Origin of the sequence: Citrobacter sp. S39, from assembly GCF_009495675.1 — a bacterium.
Lineage (GTDB): Bacteria > Pseudomonadota > Gammaproteobacteria > Enterobacterales > Enterobacteriaceae > Citrobacter > Citrobacter freundii.
This window is the reverse complement of sequence record NZ_CP045555.1, coordinates 2,535,766-2,550,393: the sequence shown is the minus strand read 5'-3', so window position 1 is coordinate 2,550,393 and position 14,628 is coordinate 2,535,766. Positions and strand designations below refer to the sequence as shown.

The following is a 14,628-nucleotide window of genomic DNA, read 5'->3' as shown; positions in this document are numbered from 1 at the left end:
ATGTTTGAAGCAGCACCAATCAAAAAAGTCTCGGTGGTCATTCCCGTTTTTAATGAACAGGAAAGCCTGCCAGAGTTAATCAGACGCACCAGCGCCGCCTGCGAGAAATTGGGTAAAGACTATGAAATTCTGCTAATCGACGACGGTAGCAGTGACAATTCCGCTCAGTTGATGATGAATGCCTCCCAGGCACCAAACAGCCATATTGTTTCTATTTTGCTGAATCGCAATTACGGACAGCACTCGGCGATTATGGCCGGTTTCAGCCATGTCACTGGCGACTTGATCATCACACTGGATGCCGATTTGCAGAACCCGCCGGAGGAGATCCCTCGGTTGGTCGCCACAGCAGATGAGGGGTTTGATGTGGTGGGCACGGTGCGCCAGAACCGGCAGGACAGCGTATTTCGTAAGACCGCCTCACGAATGATCAACCATCTGATCCAACGAACCACCGGTAAAGCAATGGGCGACTACGGCTGCATGCTACGCGCCTATCGCCGTCACATCGTCGATGCCATGCTGCATTGCCAGGAGCGCAGCACCTTTATCCCTATTCTGGCCAACATTTTTGCCCGTCGCGCTACGGAGATCCCGGTACATCATGCAGAGCGCGAATTTGGTGACTCCAAATACAGCTTCATGCGTCTGATCAACCTGATGTATGACCTGGTGACTTGCCTTACCACAACACCGCTTCGCATGCTGAGTCTGTTGGGCAGCGTGATCGCCGCCACGGGCTTTACCTTATCAGTCTTGCTTGTTGTTCTGCGCCTGACGCTCGGCCCACAGTGGGCAGCGGAAGGGGTATTCATGCTGTTTGCCGTCCTGTTTACCTTTATCGGCGCACAGTTTATTGGCATGGGTTTACTCGGCGAATATATCGGTCGCATCTATAACGATGTCCGCGCCCGCCCCCGCTATTTTGTTCAACACGTTATCCGCCCACAAACCACGCAGTCAACCGAGGAAAACCGCGCATGAAAGCCGTCGTATTTGCCTATCACGATATGGGATGTCAGGGTGTCCAGGCCTTGTTGGATGCAGGTTATGAAATCGCTGCCATTTTTACGCATACCGACAATCCGGGTGAAAAAGCGTTTTTTGGATCTGTTTCCCGCCTCGCGGCCAGCGCCGGTATTCCGGTTTACGCCCCGGACGAGGTTAATCATCCCCTGTGGATTGAGCGCATTAGCCAACTGGCACCCGATGTTATCTTCTCGTTCTACTATCGCCATTTACTGAGTGATGAGATCCTCAGCCTTGCCCCTAAGGGTGCATTTAATCTGCACGGCTCGCTGCTCCCGAAATACCGTGGCCGCGCGCCGCTGAACTGGGTACTGGTCAATGGTGAAACCGAAACCGGCGTCACGCTTCACCGGATGGTCAAACGCGCGGATGCGGGCGCCATTGTCGCCCAGCAGCGGGTTGCTATTTCGCCCGATGATGTGGCGTTAACGCTGCACCATAAGTTGTGCCAGGCTGCGCGTCAGTTACTGGAAGAGGCGCTGCCCGCGATTAAAACGGGAGATTATGCAGAACACCCCCAACAGGAAGCAGAGGCGACCTGTTTTGGTCGCCGTACGCCGGAAGATAGCTTCCTCGACTGGAACAAACCAGCTGCAGAGTTGCATAACCAGGTACGCGCCGTCAGCGATCCATGGCCGGGCGCATTTAGCTATGTTGGCACGCAAAAATTCACCGTCTGGTCGTCACGTGTTTGCAAAAATGACCGCACAGCCCAGCCAGGAACCGTCATCTCCGTTTCTCCTTTGCTGATCGCCTGCGCTGATGGCGCACTGGAGATTATTACCGGGCAAGCTGGCGATGGTATTGCCATGCAGGGGTCACAGCTGGCGCAGGTTCTGGGCCTGGTACCAGGTTCTCGCCTGAACAGCCAGTCAGTTACTACCGCTAAACGCCGTACTCGCGTGCTGATCCTTGGCGTCAATGGCTTCATTGGTAACCATCTGACCGAACGCCTGTTGCAAGAAGACAATTACGAAGTGTATGGACTCGACATTGGCAGCGACGCCATTAGTCGTTTTCTGCAGCATCCACGATTCCATTTCGTCGAAGGCGATATCAGCATTCACTCCGAATGGATTGAATATCATGTGAAAAAATGCGACGTCGTGCTGCCGCTGGTAGCGATCGCCACGCCAATCGAATATACCCGCAACCCGCTGCGCGTGTTTGAGCTCGATTTTGAAGAGAACCTGAAAATCATTCGCTACTGCGTGAAATACCGTAAGCGCATCATTTTCCCGTCAACCTCCGAAGTCTACGGCATGTGTACCGACAAAGTTTTTGATGAAGACAGCTCGAACCTGATCGTCGGTCCGGTGAATAAACCACGCTGGATCTACTCCGTTTCCAAGCAGTTGCTGGACCGCGTAATCTGGGCATACGGCGAAAAAGAGGGATTGCGCTTCACCCTGTTCCGTCCGTTTAACTGGATGGGACCGCGTCTGGACAGCCTTAACGCCGCGCGTATCGGCAGCTCACGCGCCATTACTCAATTGATCCTCAATCTGGTGGAAGGTTCACCTATTAAGCTGATTGAAGGCGGTAAGCAAAAACGCTGCTTTACCGACATTCGCGATGGTATCGAAGCCCTGTACCGCATCATTGAAAACGAAGGCGGACGCTGCGACGGTGAGATTATCAACATCGGTAACCCGGAGAATGAAGCCAGTATTCAGGAACTGGCAGAAATGCTGCTTACCTGTTTTGAAAAACATCCATTGCGTAACCACTTCCCGCCGTTTGCCGGTTTCCGTGACGTCGAAAGCAGTAGCTACTATGGTAAAGGTTATCAGGACGTTGAGCATCGTAAGCCCAACATTCGTAATGCAAAACGCTGCCTGAACTGGGAGCCCACCATTGAGATGCAGGAAACGGTAGAAGAGACGCTGGACTTCTTCTTACGCAGTGTGGATATCACGGAACACACATCATGACCAAAGTAGGCTTGCGCATTGATGTCGATACTTTCCGGGGGACGCGCGAAGGTGTGCCCCGCCTGTTGGAGACATTGAACCGGCATAACGTTCGGGCAAGTTTTTTCTTTAGCGTTGGACCTGACAACATGGGGCGCCATCTCTGGCGTCTTGTGAAGCCACAATTTCTGTGGAAGATGCTGCGTTCAAACGCAGCATCGCTCTACGGATGGGATATATTGCTCGCGGGAACCGCGTGGCCGGGAAAAGAGATTGGCCAGGCCAATGCGGCGATCATTGCGCAAACCGCCCTGATTCATGAAACCGGTTTGCATGCCTGGGATCACCATGCCTGGCAAGCGCGAAGCGGAAACTGGAATGATAAACAGCTGATTGATGATATTTCACGAGGCATTACCGCCCTTGAAGCCATCATCGGACAACCGGTTACCTGTTCTGCGGTTGCCGGATGGCGTGCCGACAACCGCGTCGTCGAGGCAAAAGAAACGTTCCATTTACGCTATAACAGCGACTGTCGGGGAACGTCGTTATTTCGTCCTGTACTGGCGTCCGGGAAAACAGGTACGCCGCAAATTCCCGTCACGTTACCAACATGGGATGAAGTGGTTGGTCAGGAGGTCCAGGCGGTGGACTTCAACGCTTATATTCTCTCCCACATCCAGATGAGCAGAGGAACACCGGTGTACACCATTCATGCGGAAGTTGAAGGCATCGCCTTTCATCAGAATTTTGACGAGCTGCTTACTCGCGCCGCCGACATGGGGATGACATTTTGCCCGCTTGGCGAGCTGTTACCAGACGATATCAGCACGCTGCCAACAGGACAGATCGTGCGGGGAAAAATACCGGGCAGAGAGGGATGGCTCGGCTGCCAACAACCGGTGAGTGCGACACAATGAAACCTGCTGCCCGCTACACTCTGGCCTGTATCGCGTTTATTGCGCTGTATTTTATTCTCCCTATCAACAGTCGCCTGCTCTGGCAGCCTGATGAAACGCGCTATGCCGAAATCAGTCGGGAAATGCTGACGTCCGGCGACTGGATCGTGCCGCACTTTTTAGGACTCCGTTACTTCGAAAAACCGATTGCCGGATATTGGTTAAACAGCATCGGACAATGGCTATTTGGTGCTAATAATTTTGGCGTCAGAGCGGGGGCTATTTTTGCCACCTTGCTGACGGCGCTACTGGTAGCCTGGCTTGCCATGCGGTTATGGCAGGATAAGCGTACCGCCGTACTCTCTTCTGCTATCTTTTTAACGTTCTTTTCAGTTTACAGCATCGGTACCTACGCGGTACTTGATCCCATAATTGCGCTTTGGCTGATGGCGGGCATGTGCTGTTTTTGGGAAGGCATGCAGGCCACCACCAGAACGCGCAAAATCATCGCTTTTTTGCTGTTAGGGTTAACCTGCGGCATGGGCGTGATGACCAAGGGCTTCCTTGCGCTTGCCGTTCCTGTGCTCAGCGTACTGCCGTGGGTTTTCGCACAAAAACGCTGGAAAGATCTCATACTCTACGGTCTGCTGGCGGTTATCGGCTGCGTCGTGATTGTGCTACCGTGGGGAATAGCGATTGCCCGGCGTGAGCCGGATTTCTGGCATTACTTCTTCTGGGTTGAACATATTCAACGCTTCGCACAGGATGATGCCCAACACAAGGCTCCCATCTGGTACTACATTCCGGTATTCGTGGCTGGCGCATTACCATGGCTCGGGCTGCTCCCCGGCGCACTGCGTACGGGCTGGCGTGAGCGGGATGTTCCGCGCAGCGCGCTGTACCTGTTAAGCTGGATTGTCATGCCAATCCTGTTTTTCAGCATCGCCAAAGGAAAACTGCCGACCTATATTCTTTCTTGCTTCGCCCCGCTGGCGATATTAACGGCGCGTTTCGGCCTGCAGGCCGCGGAAAAAGGCTCCGCCGCACTGCGTGTGAATGGCTGGATCAACGTGCTGTTCGGCGTGACCGGCATTGTCGCCACATTTATTGTTTCCACATTGGGTCCGTTAAAGACGCCGGTCTGGTCGCATATCGAAACGTATAAGGTGTTTTGCGCGTGGGGCATTTTTATCACCTGGGCACTGTTCGGCTGGTATACGCTAAATAACCGCGAGAAGAACTGGAAATTCGCCGCGCTGTGTCCGCTGGGACTCGCGCTGTTGTTTGGTTTCTCAGTCCCTGACCGGGTGATGGAGTCTAAACAGCCGCAGTTTTTTGTCGAGATGACTAAAGAGTCGCTGGAGTCGAGCCGTTACATTCTCACCGACAACGTTGGCGTTGCCGCAGGGCTGGCCTGGAGCCTGAAGCGTGACGACATCATGATGTACGGCCAAACGGGCGAGTTAAAATATGGCCTCAACTACCCGGATGCTCAGGGGCGTTTTGTTAGTCGGGAAGACTTTGCCGACTGGTTAGCGCAACATCGTCAGCAAGGAAATATTACGCTCGTGCTCACGATTGATAAGGATGAAGATATTAATCAACTCGCTATCCCTCCCGCTGATTACATTGATAATCAGGGGCGACTGGTCCTGATTCAGTATCGGCCAAAATGATCTGGATAGCCTTAGTTCTCGCCAGCCTGCTCAGCGTCTGCGGCCAGCTATGCCAGAAGCAGGCGACCCGACCGGTGTCCGTTCGTGCGCGAAAACGCCACGTCACGCAATGGATTGGGCTTGCTCTGGCAAGCCTCGGTCTGGCCATGCTGCTATGGCTGGCGGTACTGCAGAACATTCCTGTCGGCATCGCCTACCCCATGCTGAGTCTTAACTTTGTATGGGTGACGCTGGCCGCGTGGAAAATCTGGCGCGAACCCGTCACTACACGCCACTGGCTGGGAGTTGGGCTGATCATTACCGGCATCTTTATTCTTGGGAGCGCAGTGTAATGGGCATCTTTTGGGGATTATGTAGCGTTATTATCACCTCCGCAGCCCAGTTGAGCCTCGGCTTCGCAATGGATAATCTGCCGCCAATGATGCAGCCGCTGGCGTTCATCTCCGCCGTATTCTCTCTCAGTATTGGAGCGTTTGCTTTATCTGCCGGGCTGGCAGGCTATTTGCTGTCGGTTATATGCTGGCATAAAGCCCTGCACCAGCTCGCGCTGAGCAAAGCTTATGCCCTGCTCAGCCTGAGCTATGTGCTGGTTTGGGTTGCATCAATGATTCTGCCCGGCTGGCAGGGAACATTTTCAGTAAAGGCGCTGGTTGGGGTACTGTGCATCATGGCGGGTTTAATGACGATTTTTCTGCCTGCAGACAAGCACCGGCGCTGAGCTCATTTATCTGCCGACAGTCGTAACAGGCGCTCCCATTCGTCACATATGTACTGTCTGGCATCGATTATTTTAATCACGCGGGATGCATCACGATTAACACAATACTGCGCATCTTTCAGCGGTGAAAGAAGATCGCCAGGTTTAACCCGCTCGAAAGATTGCGCCTCAGCGAGCATCTTAAGCGAACCACCACTATCGCAAAGTACGATATAGAGCCTCCCTGCTTTCTTGTGACAGCGAGACTTCTTCACATGCCATTCCATAGCGCACCTTTTGTTAATAAATTTCACAATAGGTTACACTTTAGCAGATAAACAAAAGGACAATAGCTGCGGAATGACAAAAATGAAAAATGTAATTAATGCTTTCTTAATGTTAATGATGAAGCACTTACCCAATCCGACAACGCACGACGCGAGATTTTAATCCCTCCGGCTTTAAGCTCGGGTGGCAATGTCAACCAACATACCGGTTGCTGAAAGCGGGCCAGCTTATCTTTTACCCACTCTGCCAGATTAGTTTCTCCAGCATTAGCGTCATACTCAACGACCGCCACCGGGCGATGGCCAAATTCTTTGTCTTCTATCGGCACAATAAAGGCCTGCAGAACATGTGGGTGTGCGGCAATCACGCGTTCCACCTCTTCCGGCTGTATGCCTTCCCCGCCGCTAAAGAACAGATTGTCCATACGACCGACAATGGTTAACTTGCCGTCCTTCAACACGCCGCGATCGCGGGTTGCAAACCAGCCTTCCGCGTTCACTAAAGGCATAAGCTGTCCGTTACGCCAGTAACCTTGCGCCATGCTGGCGGCTCGTAGCCAAACTTCGTCATTAACGATCCTGACTTCCCGCCCTGGTAAAGCAGAGCCCACATCCGCCAGGCCATCTGCCTCTTTCGCACAAACCGTAGAAGCAAACTCCGTCAATCCGTAACCGCACCAGCAACGAATCCCCTGTTCACGCGCCTGTTCCGTCAACTCAACAGGAATTGCCGCACCGCCCAGCAGCACCGCTTTTAGCGTGACTGGTGTGTTATTAACAAGTAAGCGCCACAGTTGCGTGGGCACCAGTGAAGCGTGAGTGCATCCAGCCAGCATTTGATCCAGCGGCTGTTTGTCGCGCACGGTCATTCGCGCTCCGGCGAACAACCATCGCCACAAAATGCCCTGCCCGGAAACATGAAACAGCGGCAATGAGAGCAGCCAGTCATCCTCAGCACCAAACGGCATTAATGACAGTACGCCCTGCGCGCTTGCCAGATGCGCCTGACAGGTATGCACCGCCGCCTTTGGTAATCCGGTAGAACCTGAGGTTAACGTCATCGTGCTCAAACGCTCGGGCAACCATGCGGTGGCGTGATCGCCTGGCAACGACTGCATCTGTAACGGACTGAGTTCCGGGAGTGCGATAGCAGCCTCCAGATCCAGCGCAAAACGTAGCGTTAAGTCCGGGACCAGCGCATCAAGCAGCGACTGAGGCAACTGTGGGTTCACAGGTAAAACCCGCGCCCCACACTGCAGCAGCGCGAGCCAGGCCAGCAAAGCGCGCGGATGATTCCAGGCGCGAAGCAGGACGCCATCGCCTTCTTCCACGCCCTGAGCGGCAAAACCGCAGGCCAGATGGTCGATGCGCGCGCAGAGCTCGCTCCAGCTTAATGCCTCATCGTTGAGGCGTAAGGCTGGCGCCTTCGCACGAACCTGTCGCCAGTGACGCCACGGCCAGTCACTGGGTTGTATCAGGCCCGATAAGCTCACGCTATCGGGCATTTCCTGCTTGATCATAGCAGACGTTCCAGCGCATCAACGTCGATACACGGCAATGCGCTACCCGGCCAGGTGCGTACCTGCTGGCACTGCATCAGGCTCAGGGTATCCAGACCTGGGATGGTTTGCGGCGTCAACCAGGCAGCAATTCGCGCCAGCTGGGTTAAGCCCAGACTCGACTCGATTGACGAACTGATAACGGCAGTAAGACCAAGCGCATGCGCCGCTGCCACCTGTTCACGGACTTTATCGAGACTGCCGGTCAGCGTAGGTTTGATAACCACAGCCTTGACGCCCTCTTCGGCTTCGAAGGTGAAATCCGCTTCACGCAGACTTTCATCCCAGGCGATGGCAATGCCGGTTTCACGCGCGAAGGCACGAGAATCATCACGGGTTTTGCACGGTTCTTCGAGGAAGGCAATGCGTCCGCGGTACTCCGGATTAACGTATTTCGCGAACTGCTGAGCTTTCAACGGCGTCCAGGCCCGGTTGGCGTCAAGTCGCAAATGCAGCTCCGGGATCGCCTCAAGTAACAGATTGGCTACCATGCCGTCGCGAACCGCTTCATACAGACCGACCTTAATCTTCGCCACTTTTTCGCCCGGCATGTCCGCCAGTTGCAGTACCAGATCGTCAGGATCGCCCGTACACAGCGGTGCAGCACGATAGTCTGCGTCCTGTGGCAATACGCCAGCCAGTTCGGCCAGCGCACAGCTTACGCCAAAGGCGACCGAAGGCAGTTGCGGTAAGGAGGCATCCCCTTGCAGCCAGCCTTTCACCCAGGCCAGCAACTCGGTTTGCGCTTCTTCCCAGCTTTCCTGACTGAAGCCCGGCAGCGGGGAGATTTCTCCCCACCCTTCACGCTCACCGTCACGAAGACATACGTATAACCCGTCACGCGTTTTTAACCGCCTGTCGCGCAGAATCACCCCCGCGTCCATGGGGATCTGCCAACGGTATACCTGCGCGCTACGCATTACGGATTCCGTTTGAATTTGCTGAAATCAGGCTGACGTTTCTGGTTAAAGGCGTTACGGCCTTCCTGACCTTCTTCCGTCATGTAGAACAGCATAGTGGCGTTACCTGCCAGCTCCTGCAGACCTGCCTGACCATCACAGTCGGCGTTCAGTGCAGCTTTCAGGCAGCGCAGCGCCATTGGGCTGTTTTGCAACATTTCGCGACACCAGCGTACTGTCTCTTTTTCCAGATCCGCCAGCGGAACCACGGTGTTGACCAGCCCCATATCCAGCGCCTGTTTCGCATCGTACTGACGACACAGGAACCAGATTTCACGCGCTTTTTTCTGACCGACGATGCGCGCCATATAGGAAGCGCCCCAACCGCCGTCGAAGGAACCGACTTTAGGACCGGTCTGACCGAAGATGGCGTTTTCAGCCGCAATGGTCAGGTCACACATCATGTGCAGCACATGACCGCCGCCAATGGAGAAACCTGCAACCATCGCCACGACCGGTTTCGGACAGGTACGAATCTGACGCTGGAAGTCCAGCACGTTCAGGTGATGCACACCGGAGTCATCCTGGTATCCGCCGTAGTCGCCACGTACCTTCTGATCGCCGCCTGCGCAGAACGCTTTGTCGCCAGCACCGGTCAGAATAATTACGCCGATGTTGTCATCATAGCGGGCATCCGCCAGCGCCTGGATCATCTCTTTCACAGTGACCGGACGGAAGGCATTGCGTACCTGCGGACGATTAATGGTGATTTTTGCGATACCGTCGGTGGATTTCTCGTAAAGAATGTCGGTATAGCCTTCAGAGCAATCGTGCCATTCTACTGGTGCGTAAAGCATTGTTTCATCAGGATAGATCATAAAATGTCCTATAGTCAGCGACGCAGAATCTGAGCCAGACAGTCCACTACACCCGCGGGGTTGTCCCGATGCGCGTTGTGTCCGGCATTACGAATCACATGGTTTGGTACTGATATTTCCGCCGCCAGAGCGCGGAATTTATCGTCACGTTCACCACATAAATAATAAAACGGAAATGTGCACGTCGTGAGTTGCGCACGTAAATCAGGTTGTACGGCAAGCGAGGTGGCCTCCAGCATTGCCGCCAGCGTTTGCCCATTATTCTGGCTACGCAGAGCGACCAGCGCCTCTCTTTGTACCGTGTTCAGCGAGGAAAAAACGGGCTGTTGATACCAGTCATTAAACACCTCACGTAGCGGCTCTGCGCGAAAACGCGCAGCCCAGCGGCCATCCGAGAGACGACGCTGAACGCGCGCCTCTTCGCCTTGCAAGCCTGGATGTCCACCTTCAACCACCAGACCACAAAGCCCTGGCATCTCCTGACAGGCCGCCATCATCGCGACTCTGCCACCAAGAGAGTATCCCACCAGCCAGTAGTTGTGTATGTTGTAACTAAGTAGAGTATTACGCAGCAAAACGTTTACGTCATCGAATCCGCTCACGCTGATGTCAGCAGAGCCACCGTGTCCCGGCAGATCGATGTATAGCCGCGAATAATCCTGAAACGCTTCGCCGACCGTCTGCCATTCCCGACAATCGCCAGAGAAACCGTGCAGGAAAACCAGCCAGGGAAATCCCGTCTGGCCCTCTTTCGCCTGCGCATGCAGGATCATAGATGACTTACCTTCGCCAGCAGTTGCTGCAAGGTTTGCGCCCCGTCAGTTTCATTCACCACCAGCTCAATCACCGTGGCCGCAGGAGTACGCCAGGCGTTAGTCAACGCGCTCTCCAGTTGCTCCCAGTTTTCCGGGCGCTGGTATTTAAGGTTAAACATGGCGGCAGCATGCTCGAAATGTACGTTCTGCGGCATCAGATAGAACCGTTCGCGTTCGCTGGCTGGCGTCGGCAGCAGAGAAAAAATCTGTCCGCCGTTATTGTTGACCACTATCAGGACAAACGGTGCAGAAACCTGGCGCAATAACGCCAGCGCATTCAGGTCATACAATGCAGATAAATCGCCAACAATCGCCAGCGTCGATTTCGCGCTGGCACGCTGTACACCTGCTGCCGTTGACAGCAGGCCGTCAATACCGCTCGCGCCACGGTTGCTATAGACCGGGTAACCAGCCGGAAGCTGCGACAGCGCATCAATCAGGCGTACCACCAGACTGTTACCCACGAACAGCTGCCCCTGCTCCGGCAAGTATTCACGAATACGGTGGGCTAATTGCGCTTCACCAAACGCCTCACGACGGGCTTCTACCGCCTGCCAGGCCAGTTGCGCCAGACGAGGGATTTCCACGTGCCAGGGCTGACGTTTCTCCGCCGGATGCAGCTCCAGCCAGTCGCCAACTTTCGCCACCAGCCTGCGGCCACGATGGTGAGCCGGATCGAGGCGGCCTTCGATATTATCGACAATCCAGTATTCCTGCGGATCGCAGCTGGCCTGCCATTGCAGGAGTCGTTTTCCGGTCAGGCTGCTGCCAAGCTGCACCACAATCTGCGCCTGCTGTAACTCAGCTACCGCTTTCGCATTTCCCAGCCACAGGTCGGCGCACGGCAGCGGTTGTCCGGTTTGCGACAGAACATCACCAATCAGCGGCCAGCCTAACGTCTGCGCCCACTGCGCAACCTTCTTACCTTCTTCAGCGCTCATGCGGCCCGCAATGACTACGCCGCGTTTTTGTCGCCAGAAAAACCAGTCGCGCTGTTTGTCGCTTTCCAGCCGACGCGCTTCTCGCAGCCAGGGTTTATCGTCCTGCCACCAGTCGCCGAGGCGCTGCTGCCAGGCAATCCCCGTTTCGTCCATATCGCCATACAGCGGTTCCGCAAACGGGCAATTGATATGAACCGCCCCGCTATGCAGGGTTGCTAACGCATTATCAATAGTGGACACCAGCCAGCTTGCCGGAATGTCCTGAGTCGGACGCGGTAAAGAGAGCGTTTGCGATGGATGCGAGGCAAACATTCCGGCCTGACGAATCGCCTGGTTCGCACCACAGTCGATAAGCTCTGGCGGTCGGTCTGCCGTAAGTAAAATTAGTTTTTCACCGGTCAGGCCCGCTTCAATCAACGCGGGATATAAATTCGCCACCGCGGTACCGGACGTCACAATCACGGCGACAGGCTGACGGCTAACTTTTGCCAGACCTAAGGCCAGATGCCCAAGACCACGCTCGTCAAAATGGGTGTGATGGATGAATGCGGGGTTTTCCGCTGCCGCCAGCGTCAACGGTGTAGAACGAGAGCCAGGGGCAATGCAGACATGCCTGACGCCGTGGCGAGTGAGTGCTTCCAGAATGACCGCCGCCCAGCGTCGGTTAAATGCGCTTACTGACATGAGATTGTCCGGTATCAATATTGCGACACAGTATAAAGAATCGAATAAATGGATTTTTGATATGAGTCGGTAATGTGTGACTCATTAGGCTTCCATCTGTAATAAAGTACGTAAACCCGCCGCTTTGTTGTCTATTTCTTGCCATTCCTGCTCAGGATCTGAACCACGTACGATCCCTGCCCCGGCATACAGGCGCACCACGTTTGCGCTAATTTTCGCCGAACGTAGTGACACGCAAAACTCACTTTGGCGCCGTGAAAGATAACCCGCAGAACCGGCATACCACTCACGTTCAAAGGGTTCATTTTGTTGGATGAATTCACGCGCCAGCTCTCGCGGAATACCGGCGACAGCCGCCGTGGGCTGGAGTTGCATCAGGCAAAGCGTATCGTCGGCCTGATTCAGTTCCGTCCAGATGCAACGGCGCAGGTGCTGCACTTTACGCAGCCTGAGCACCTGTGGCGGCAGCACGTCGAGAGTTTGCGTACAGCCTTGCAGGCGCTGGCAAATATCTTCAACCACCAGCATATTCTCACGCTGGTTTTTATCATCTTTCATTAGCCATTCACCCAACTGCCAGGCCCGATGATCCTCTGGATGATTGGCCACGGTTCCGGCCAGCGCCTCGGTGCGCAGCGCCGTGTCTCGCCGCCGATACAGACGCTCAGGGGAAGAGCCAAGAAAAGCGGAGTCGGCAGAGAATGCCATAAAGAAATGGTAGCAGTTCAGGTTTAAGCGACGGCTGGATGCCATCACGGCCGCGGCATTAACCGGCTGAGAAAACTGTAAGTCGGTCGCCCGCGCCAGCACGACCTTATCGAGGTCTTCTCCTGCGATCGTTTGGGTGGCGAGTTTTATCAGATTTGTCCAGCCCGCTTTATCTGGCCAGTTCTGTTCTCCCGTCAAACTGAGACGCAACGCGGGTAGCGGCTTAACATTGGCGAGCGATGAGATAAACGCCACCGCCTGCGCGGCGTCGTCACGTAACGATACGTCGCTGTAGAGATGTAAGCGTAAGCTCGCCACTCCGGCGCAACGTCGCCACTCCAGCCGCGGCAGCAGCAAATTGCCACGCTGTGGCTCAAAGGCATTCAGGCCCCAGATGCGCAGGTCGGGATGATTATCATGCTGGTGTAAAAATTGCTGGGCCGATTCCAGCGAGGAAAATGCGGCGACGGCCCCTAATACGGCGGCCTCTTCGTCGCCGTTACGCTGCTGCCAGTAAAACTGGGGCCAGACGGGTTGACTGGCCAGCCATCCTAAAGCGTCAAACGCATCATTCAGTGGGAAAGGTATATCGTAAATACGAATTCCAGGTGCTGCTGGCATCTCTTGCGATAAATGACGCATCAGACTTTCCAGCGCAGTAGTGATTGAATGCACGCGGACCTCTCCCTGTTAAAAACCTCACATTATACGGGGTACTGAGCAGAAAAAGCAGTACCCCCAGTTAGGGAGTACGTACAAATGCGATGACAGAACGGAATTTATCGCCGTGCTAACAATAATCCCATCACTAAACCGACTGTGGCGCCAACGCCAATCCCGCGCCAGGGTTTTTCGTGCACATAATCATCCGCCCGACAAACAGCTTTTTTCGCACGGTAATAGTAGCTGTCAGAAGCATGGCTGACGCGATTTCTCACCTCTTCTAACGCCCGTTCTGCCCGCGCTTTTAACTCAAGGTATTTTTGATCTGCTGGGTCGCCAGAAGAACGCAGCACCTCTTCCAGCGTTTCACTTAATAATTCCAGATCATCATCGATACGTGATTCATAAGAATGAAAAGACATTATATTCTCCCTTTCAATTGACGTACCCGCTAACTATAGACAACCTGGACTATTTGCGCCTGTTTACGCCTGATGTGCTTCCCGCGCCATTCCGACGTGTGGAATACCGTCTTCGTCATAGATATCCGTTACCGGAACAAAGCCAAAGCGCGCATAGAACGATTGCAGATGCGCCTGCGCGCCCAGATATAACGCCTTGTGTGGCCAGTGTTGCGCGCAGGATGCCAGCGTCTGGGCCATCAGCTGTTGCCCCAGTTTTTCACCGCGCAGCGCTTCGCTTACAATCACCCGACCAATCACCACCGGCTCCAGCTCGTCATCGCTTTTCAGAATCCTCGCATACGCCACCAGCTCATCGTTATGCCAGCCCAGAATATGGCGATTCTCTCCAACCAGGTCATCGCCATCCACATCCTGGTACGGACACTGTTGCTCAACTACAAACACCGCGCATCGCAACTGAAGTAGTGCGTACAGTTGTTGGGTACTCAGCTTTGCATGGTGGAGATCTTGCCAGTGAATCATTGTCTGCCCCTATGTTGTGATAACCTGAACACC

The 14,628-nt window shown here is 54.5% G+C and carries 15 protein-coding genes; 6 read left to right on the top strand and 9 right to left on the bottom strand.

Features of this window, described 5'->3' with window-relative positions; all coding sequences use genetic code 11:
- Genes arnC through arnF form a run of 6 tightly spaced genes read left to right on the top strand, consistent with a single transcriptional unit; the run spans nucleotide 1 to nucleotide 6,235 of the window.
- Nucleotides 1-984, top strand: a complete 984-nt coding sequence (arnC, locus tag GFB57_RS12045) for an undecaprenyl-phosphate 4-deoxy-4-formamido-L-arabinose transferase (protein ID WP_003027648.1) — start codon at nucleotides 1-3, stop codon at nucleotides 982-984.
- Nucleotides 981-2,963 carry a bifunctional UDP-4-amino-4-deoxy-L-arabinose formyltransferase/UDP-glucuronic acid oxidase ArnA gene (arnA, locus tag GFB57_RS12040; protein ID WP_003027650.1) on the top strand — a complete coding sequence of 661 codons (1,983 nt, stop codon included), beginning with the start codon at nucleotides 981-983 and terminating at the stop codon, nucleotides 2,961-2,963. Before arnC ends, arnA begins: the two co-directional genes overlap by 4 nt.
- Nucleotides 2,960-3,862: a 4-deoxy-4-formamido-L-arabinose-phosphoundecaprenol deformylase gene (gene arnD, locus GFB57_RS12035; protein WP_003027653.1), complete on the top strand. Its 903-nt coding sequence runs from the start codon at nucleotides 2,960-2,962 to the stop codon at nucleotides 3,860-3,862. Before arnA ends, arnD begins: the two co-directional genes overlap by 4 nt.
- Entirely contained in the window at nucleotides 3,859-5,517 is a 1,659-nt protein-coding gene (arnT, locus tag GFB57_RS12030; protein ID WP_003027656.1) for a lipid IV(A) 4-amino-4-deoxy-L-arabinosyltransferase, read from the top strand. Before arnD ends, arnT begins: the two co-directional genes overlap by 4 nt.
- Nucleotides 5,514-5,849: a 4-amino-4-deoxy-L-arabinose-phosphoundecaprenol flippase subunit ArnE gene (gene arnE / locus GFB57_RS12025; protein WP_003027661.1), complete on the top strand. Its 336-nt coding sequence runs from the start codon at nucleotides 5,514-5,516 to the stop codon at nucleotides 5,847-5,849. Before arnT ends, arnE begins: the two co-directional genes overlap by 4 nt.
- Nucleotides 5,849-6,235, top strand: a complete 387-nt coding sequence (gene arnF / locus GFB57_RS12020) for a 4-amino-4-deoxy-L-arabinose-phosphoundecaprenol flippase subunit ArnF (RefSeq protein ID WP_003027663.1) — start codon at nucleotides 5,849-5,851, stop codon at nucleotides 6,233-6,235. Before arnE ends, arnF begins: the two co-directional genes overlap by 1 nt.
- Before the next feature lie 2 nt (nucleotides 6,236-6,237).
- Here arnF and pmrD read toward each other — a convergent pair whose 3' ends face one another.
- The 9 genes from pmrD to GFB57_RS11975 all read right to left on the bottom strand — a co-directional run bounded on the left by pmrD (nucleotide 6,238) and on the right by GFB57_RS11975 (nucleotide 14,595).
- Nucleotides 6,238-6,501 (bottom strand): signal transduction protein PmrD, encoded by a 264-nt coding sequence (gene pmrD, locus GFB57_RS12015; protein ID WP_003027665.1) that lies wholly within the window; start codon nucleotides 6,499-6,501, stop codon nucleotides 6,238-6,240.
- A 95-nt stretch (nucleotides 6,502-6,596) separates the two neighbouring features.
- Nucleotides 6,597-8,021, bottom strand: coding sequence for an o-succinylbenzoate--CoA ligase (gene menE / locus GFB57_RS12010; protein ID WP_003027667.1), 1,425 nt, complete (start codon nucleotides 8,019-8,021; stop codon nucleotides 6,597-6,599).
- The gene (menC, locus tag GFB57_RS12005; protein WP_003027669.1) at nucleotides 8,018-8,980 is read right to left on the bottom strand and encodes an o-succinylbenzoate synthase; all 963 of its coding nucleotides are present in this window, start codon (nucleotides 8,978-8,980) and stop codon (nucleotides 8,018-8,020) included. Before menC ends, menE begins: the two co-directional genes overlap by 4 nt.
- Nucleotides 8,980-9,837, bottom strand: a complete 858-nt coding sequence (gene menB, locus GFB57_RS12000; protein ID WP_003027671.1) for a 1,4-dihydroxy-2-naphthoyl-CoA synthase — start codon at nucleotides 9,835-9,837, stop codon at nucleotides 8,980-8,982. Before menB ends, menC begins: the two co-directional genes overlap by 1 nt.
- Nucleotides 9,838-9,851: 14 nt before the next feature.
- Complete coding sequence (gene menH, locus GFB57_RS11995; RefSeq protein ID WP_003027673.1) at nucleotides 9,852-10,610, bottom strand: 2-succinyl-6-hydroxy-2,4-cyclohexadiene-1-carboxylate synthase; 759 nt, start codon at nucleotides 10,608-10,610, stop codon at nucleotides 9,852-9,854.
- A complete protein-coding gene (gene menD, locus GFB57_RS11990; protein ID WP_003027675.1) occupies nucleotides 10,607-12,277 on the bottom strand; it encodes a 2-succinyl-5-enolpyruvyl-6-hydroxy-3-cyclohexene-1-carboxylic-acid synthase in 1,671 nt (556 codons plus the stop codon). The genes menH and menD overlap by 4 nt, the downstream gene beginning before the upstream one ends.
- Before the next feature lie 84 nt (nucleotides 12,278-12,361).
- The gene (gene menF / locus GFB57_RS11985) at nucleotides 12,362-13,660 is read right to left on the bottom strand and encodes an isochorismate synthase MenF (protein ID WP_003027680.1); all 1,299 of its coding nucleotides are present in this window, start codon (nucleotides 13,658-13,660) and stop codon (nucleotides 12,362-12,364) included.
- A gap of 104 nt (nucleotides 13,661-13,764) precedes the next feature.
- Nucleotides 13,765-14,070: a stress response protein ElaB gene (gene elaB / locus GFB57_RS11980; protein ID WP_003027683.1), complete on the bottom strand. Its 306-nt coding sequence runs from the start codon at nucleotides 14,068-14,070 to the stop codon at nucleotides 13,765-13,767.
- Between the two features lie 63 nt (nucleotides 14,071-14,133).
- Nucleotides 14,134-14,595 (bottom strand): GNAT family N-acetyltransferase, encoded by a 462-nt coding sequence (locus GFB57_RS11975; RefSeq protein WP_003027684.1) that lies wholly within the window; start codon nucleotides 14,593-14,595, stop codon nucleotides 14,134-14,136.
- Nucleotides 14,596-14,628: the final 33 nt, after the last annotated feature.

Coding starts and splice junctions, on each gene's coding strand:
- arnC (WP_003027648.1), top strand. CDS start 1: ATGTTTGAAGCAGCACCAATCAAAAAAGTCTCGGTGGTCATTCCCGTT.
- arnF (WP_003027663.1), top strand. CDS start 5,849: ATGGGCATCTTTTGGGGATTATGTAGCGTTATTATCACCTCCGCAGCC.
- menB (WP_003027671.1), bottom strand. CDS start 9,837: ATGATCTATCCTGATGAAACAATGCTTTACGCACCAGTAGAATGGCAC.
- arnA (WP_003027650.1), top strand. CDS start 981: ATGAAAGCCGTCGTATTTGCCTATCACGATATGGGATGTCAGGGTGTC.
- menH (WP_003027673.1), bottom strand. CDS start 10,610: ATGATCCTGCATGCGCAGGCGAAAGAGGGCCAGACGGGATTTCCCTGG.
- menD (WP_003027675.1), bottom strand. CDS start 12,277: ATGTCAGTAAGCGCATTTAACCGACGCTGGGCGGCGGTCATTCTGGAA.
- menC (WP_003027669.1), bottom strand. CDS start 8,980: ATGCGTAGCGCGCAGGTATACCGTTGGCAGATCCCCATGGACGCGGGG.
- pmrD (WP_003027665.1), bottom strand. CDS start 6,501: ATGGAATGGCATGTGAAGAAGTCTCGCTGTCACAAGAAAGCAGGGAGG.
- arnD (WP_003027653.1), top strand. CDS start 2,960: ATGACCAAAGTAGGCTTGCGCATTGATGTCGATACTTTCCGGGGGACG.
- arnT (WP_003027656.1), top strand. CDS start 3,859: ATGAAACCTGCTGCCCGCTACACTCTGGCCTGTATCGCGTTTATTGCG.
- elaB (WP_003027683.1), bottom strand. CDS start 14,070: ATGTCTTTTCATTCTTATGAATCACGTATCGATGATGATCTGGAATTA.
- GFB57_RS11975 (WP_003027684.1), bottom strand. CDS start 14,595: ATGATTCACTGGCAAGATCTCCACCATGCAAAGCTGAGTACCCAACAA.
- menE (WP_003027667.1), bottom strand. CDS start 8,021: ATGATCAAGCAGGAAATGCCCGATAGCGTGAGCTTATCGGGCCTGATA.
- arnE (WP_003027661.1), top strand. CDS start 5,514: ATGATCTGGATAGCCTTAGTTCTCGCCAGCCTGCTCAGCGTCTGCGGC.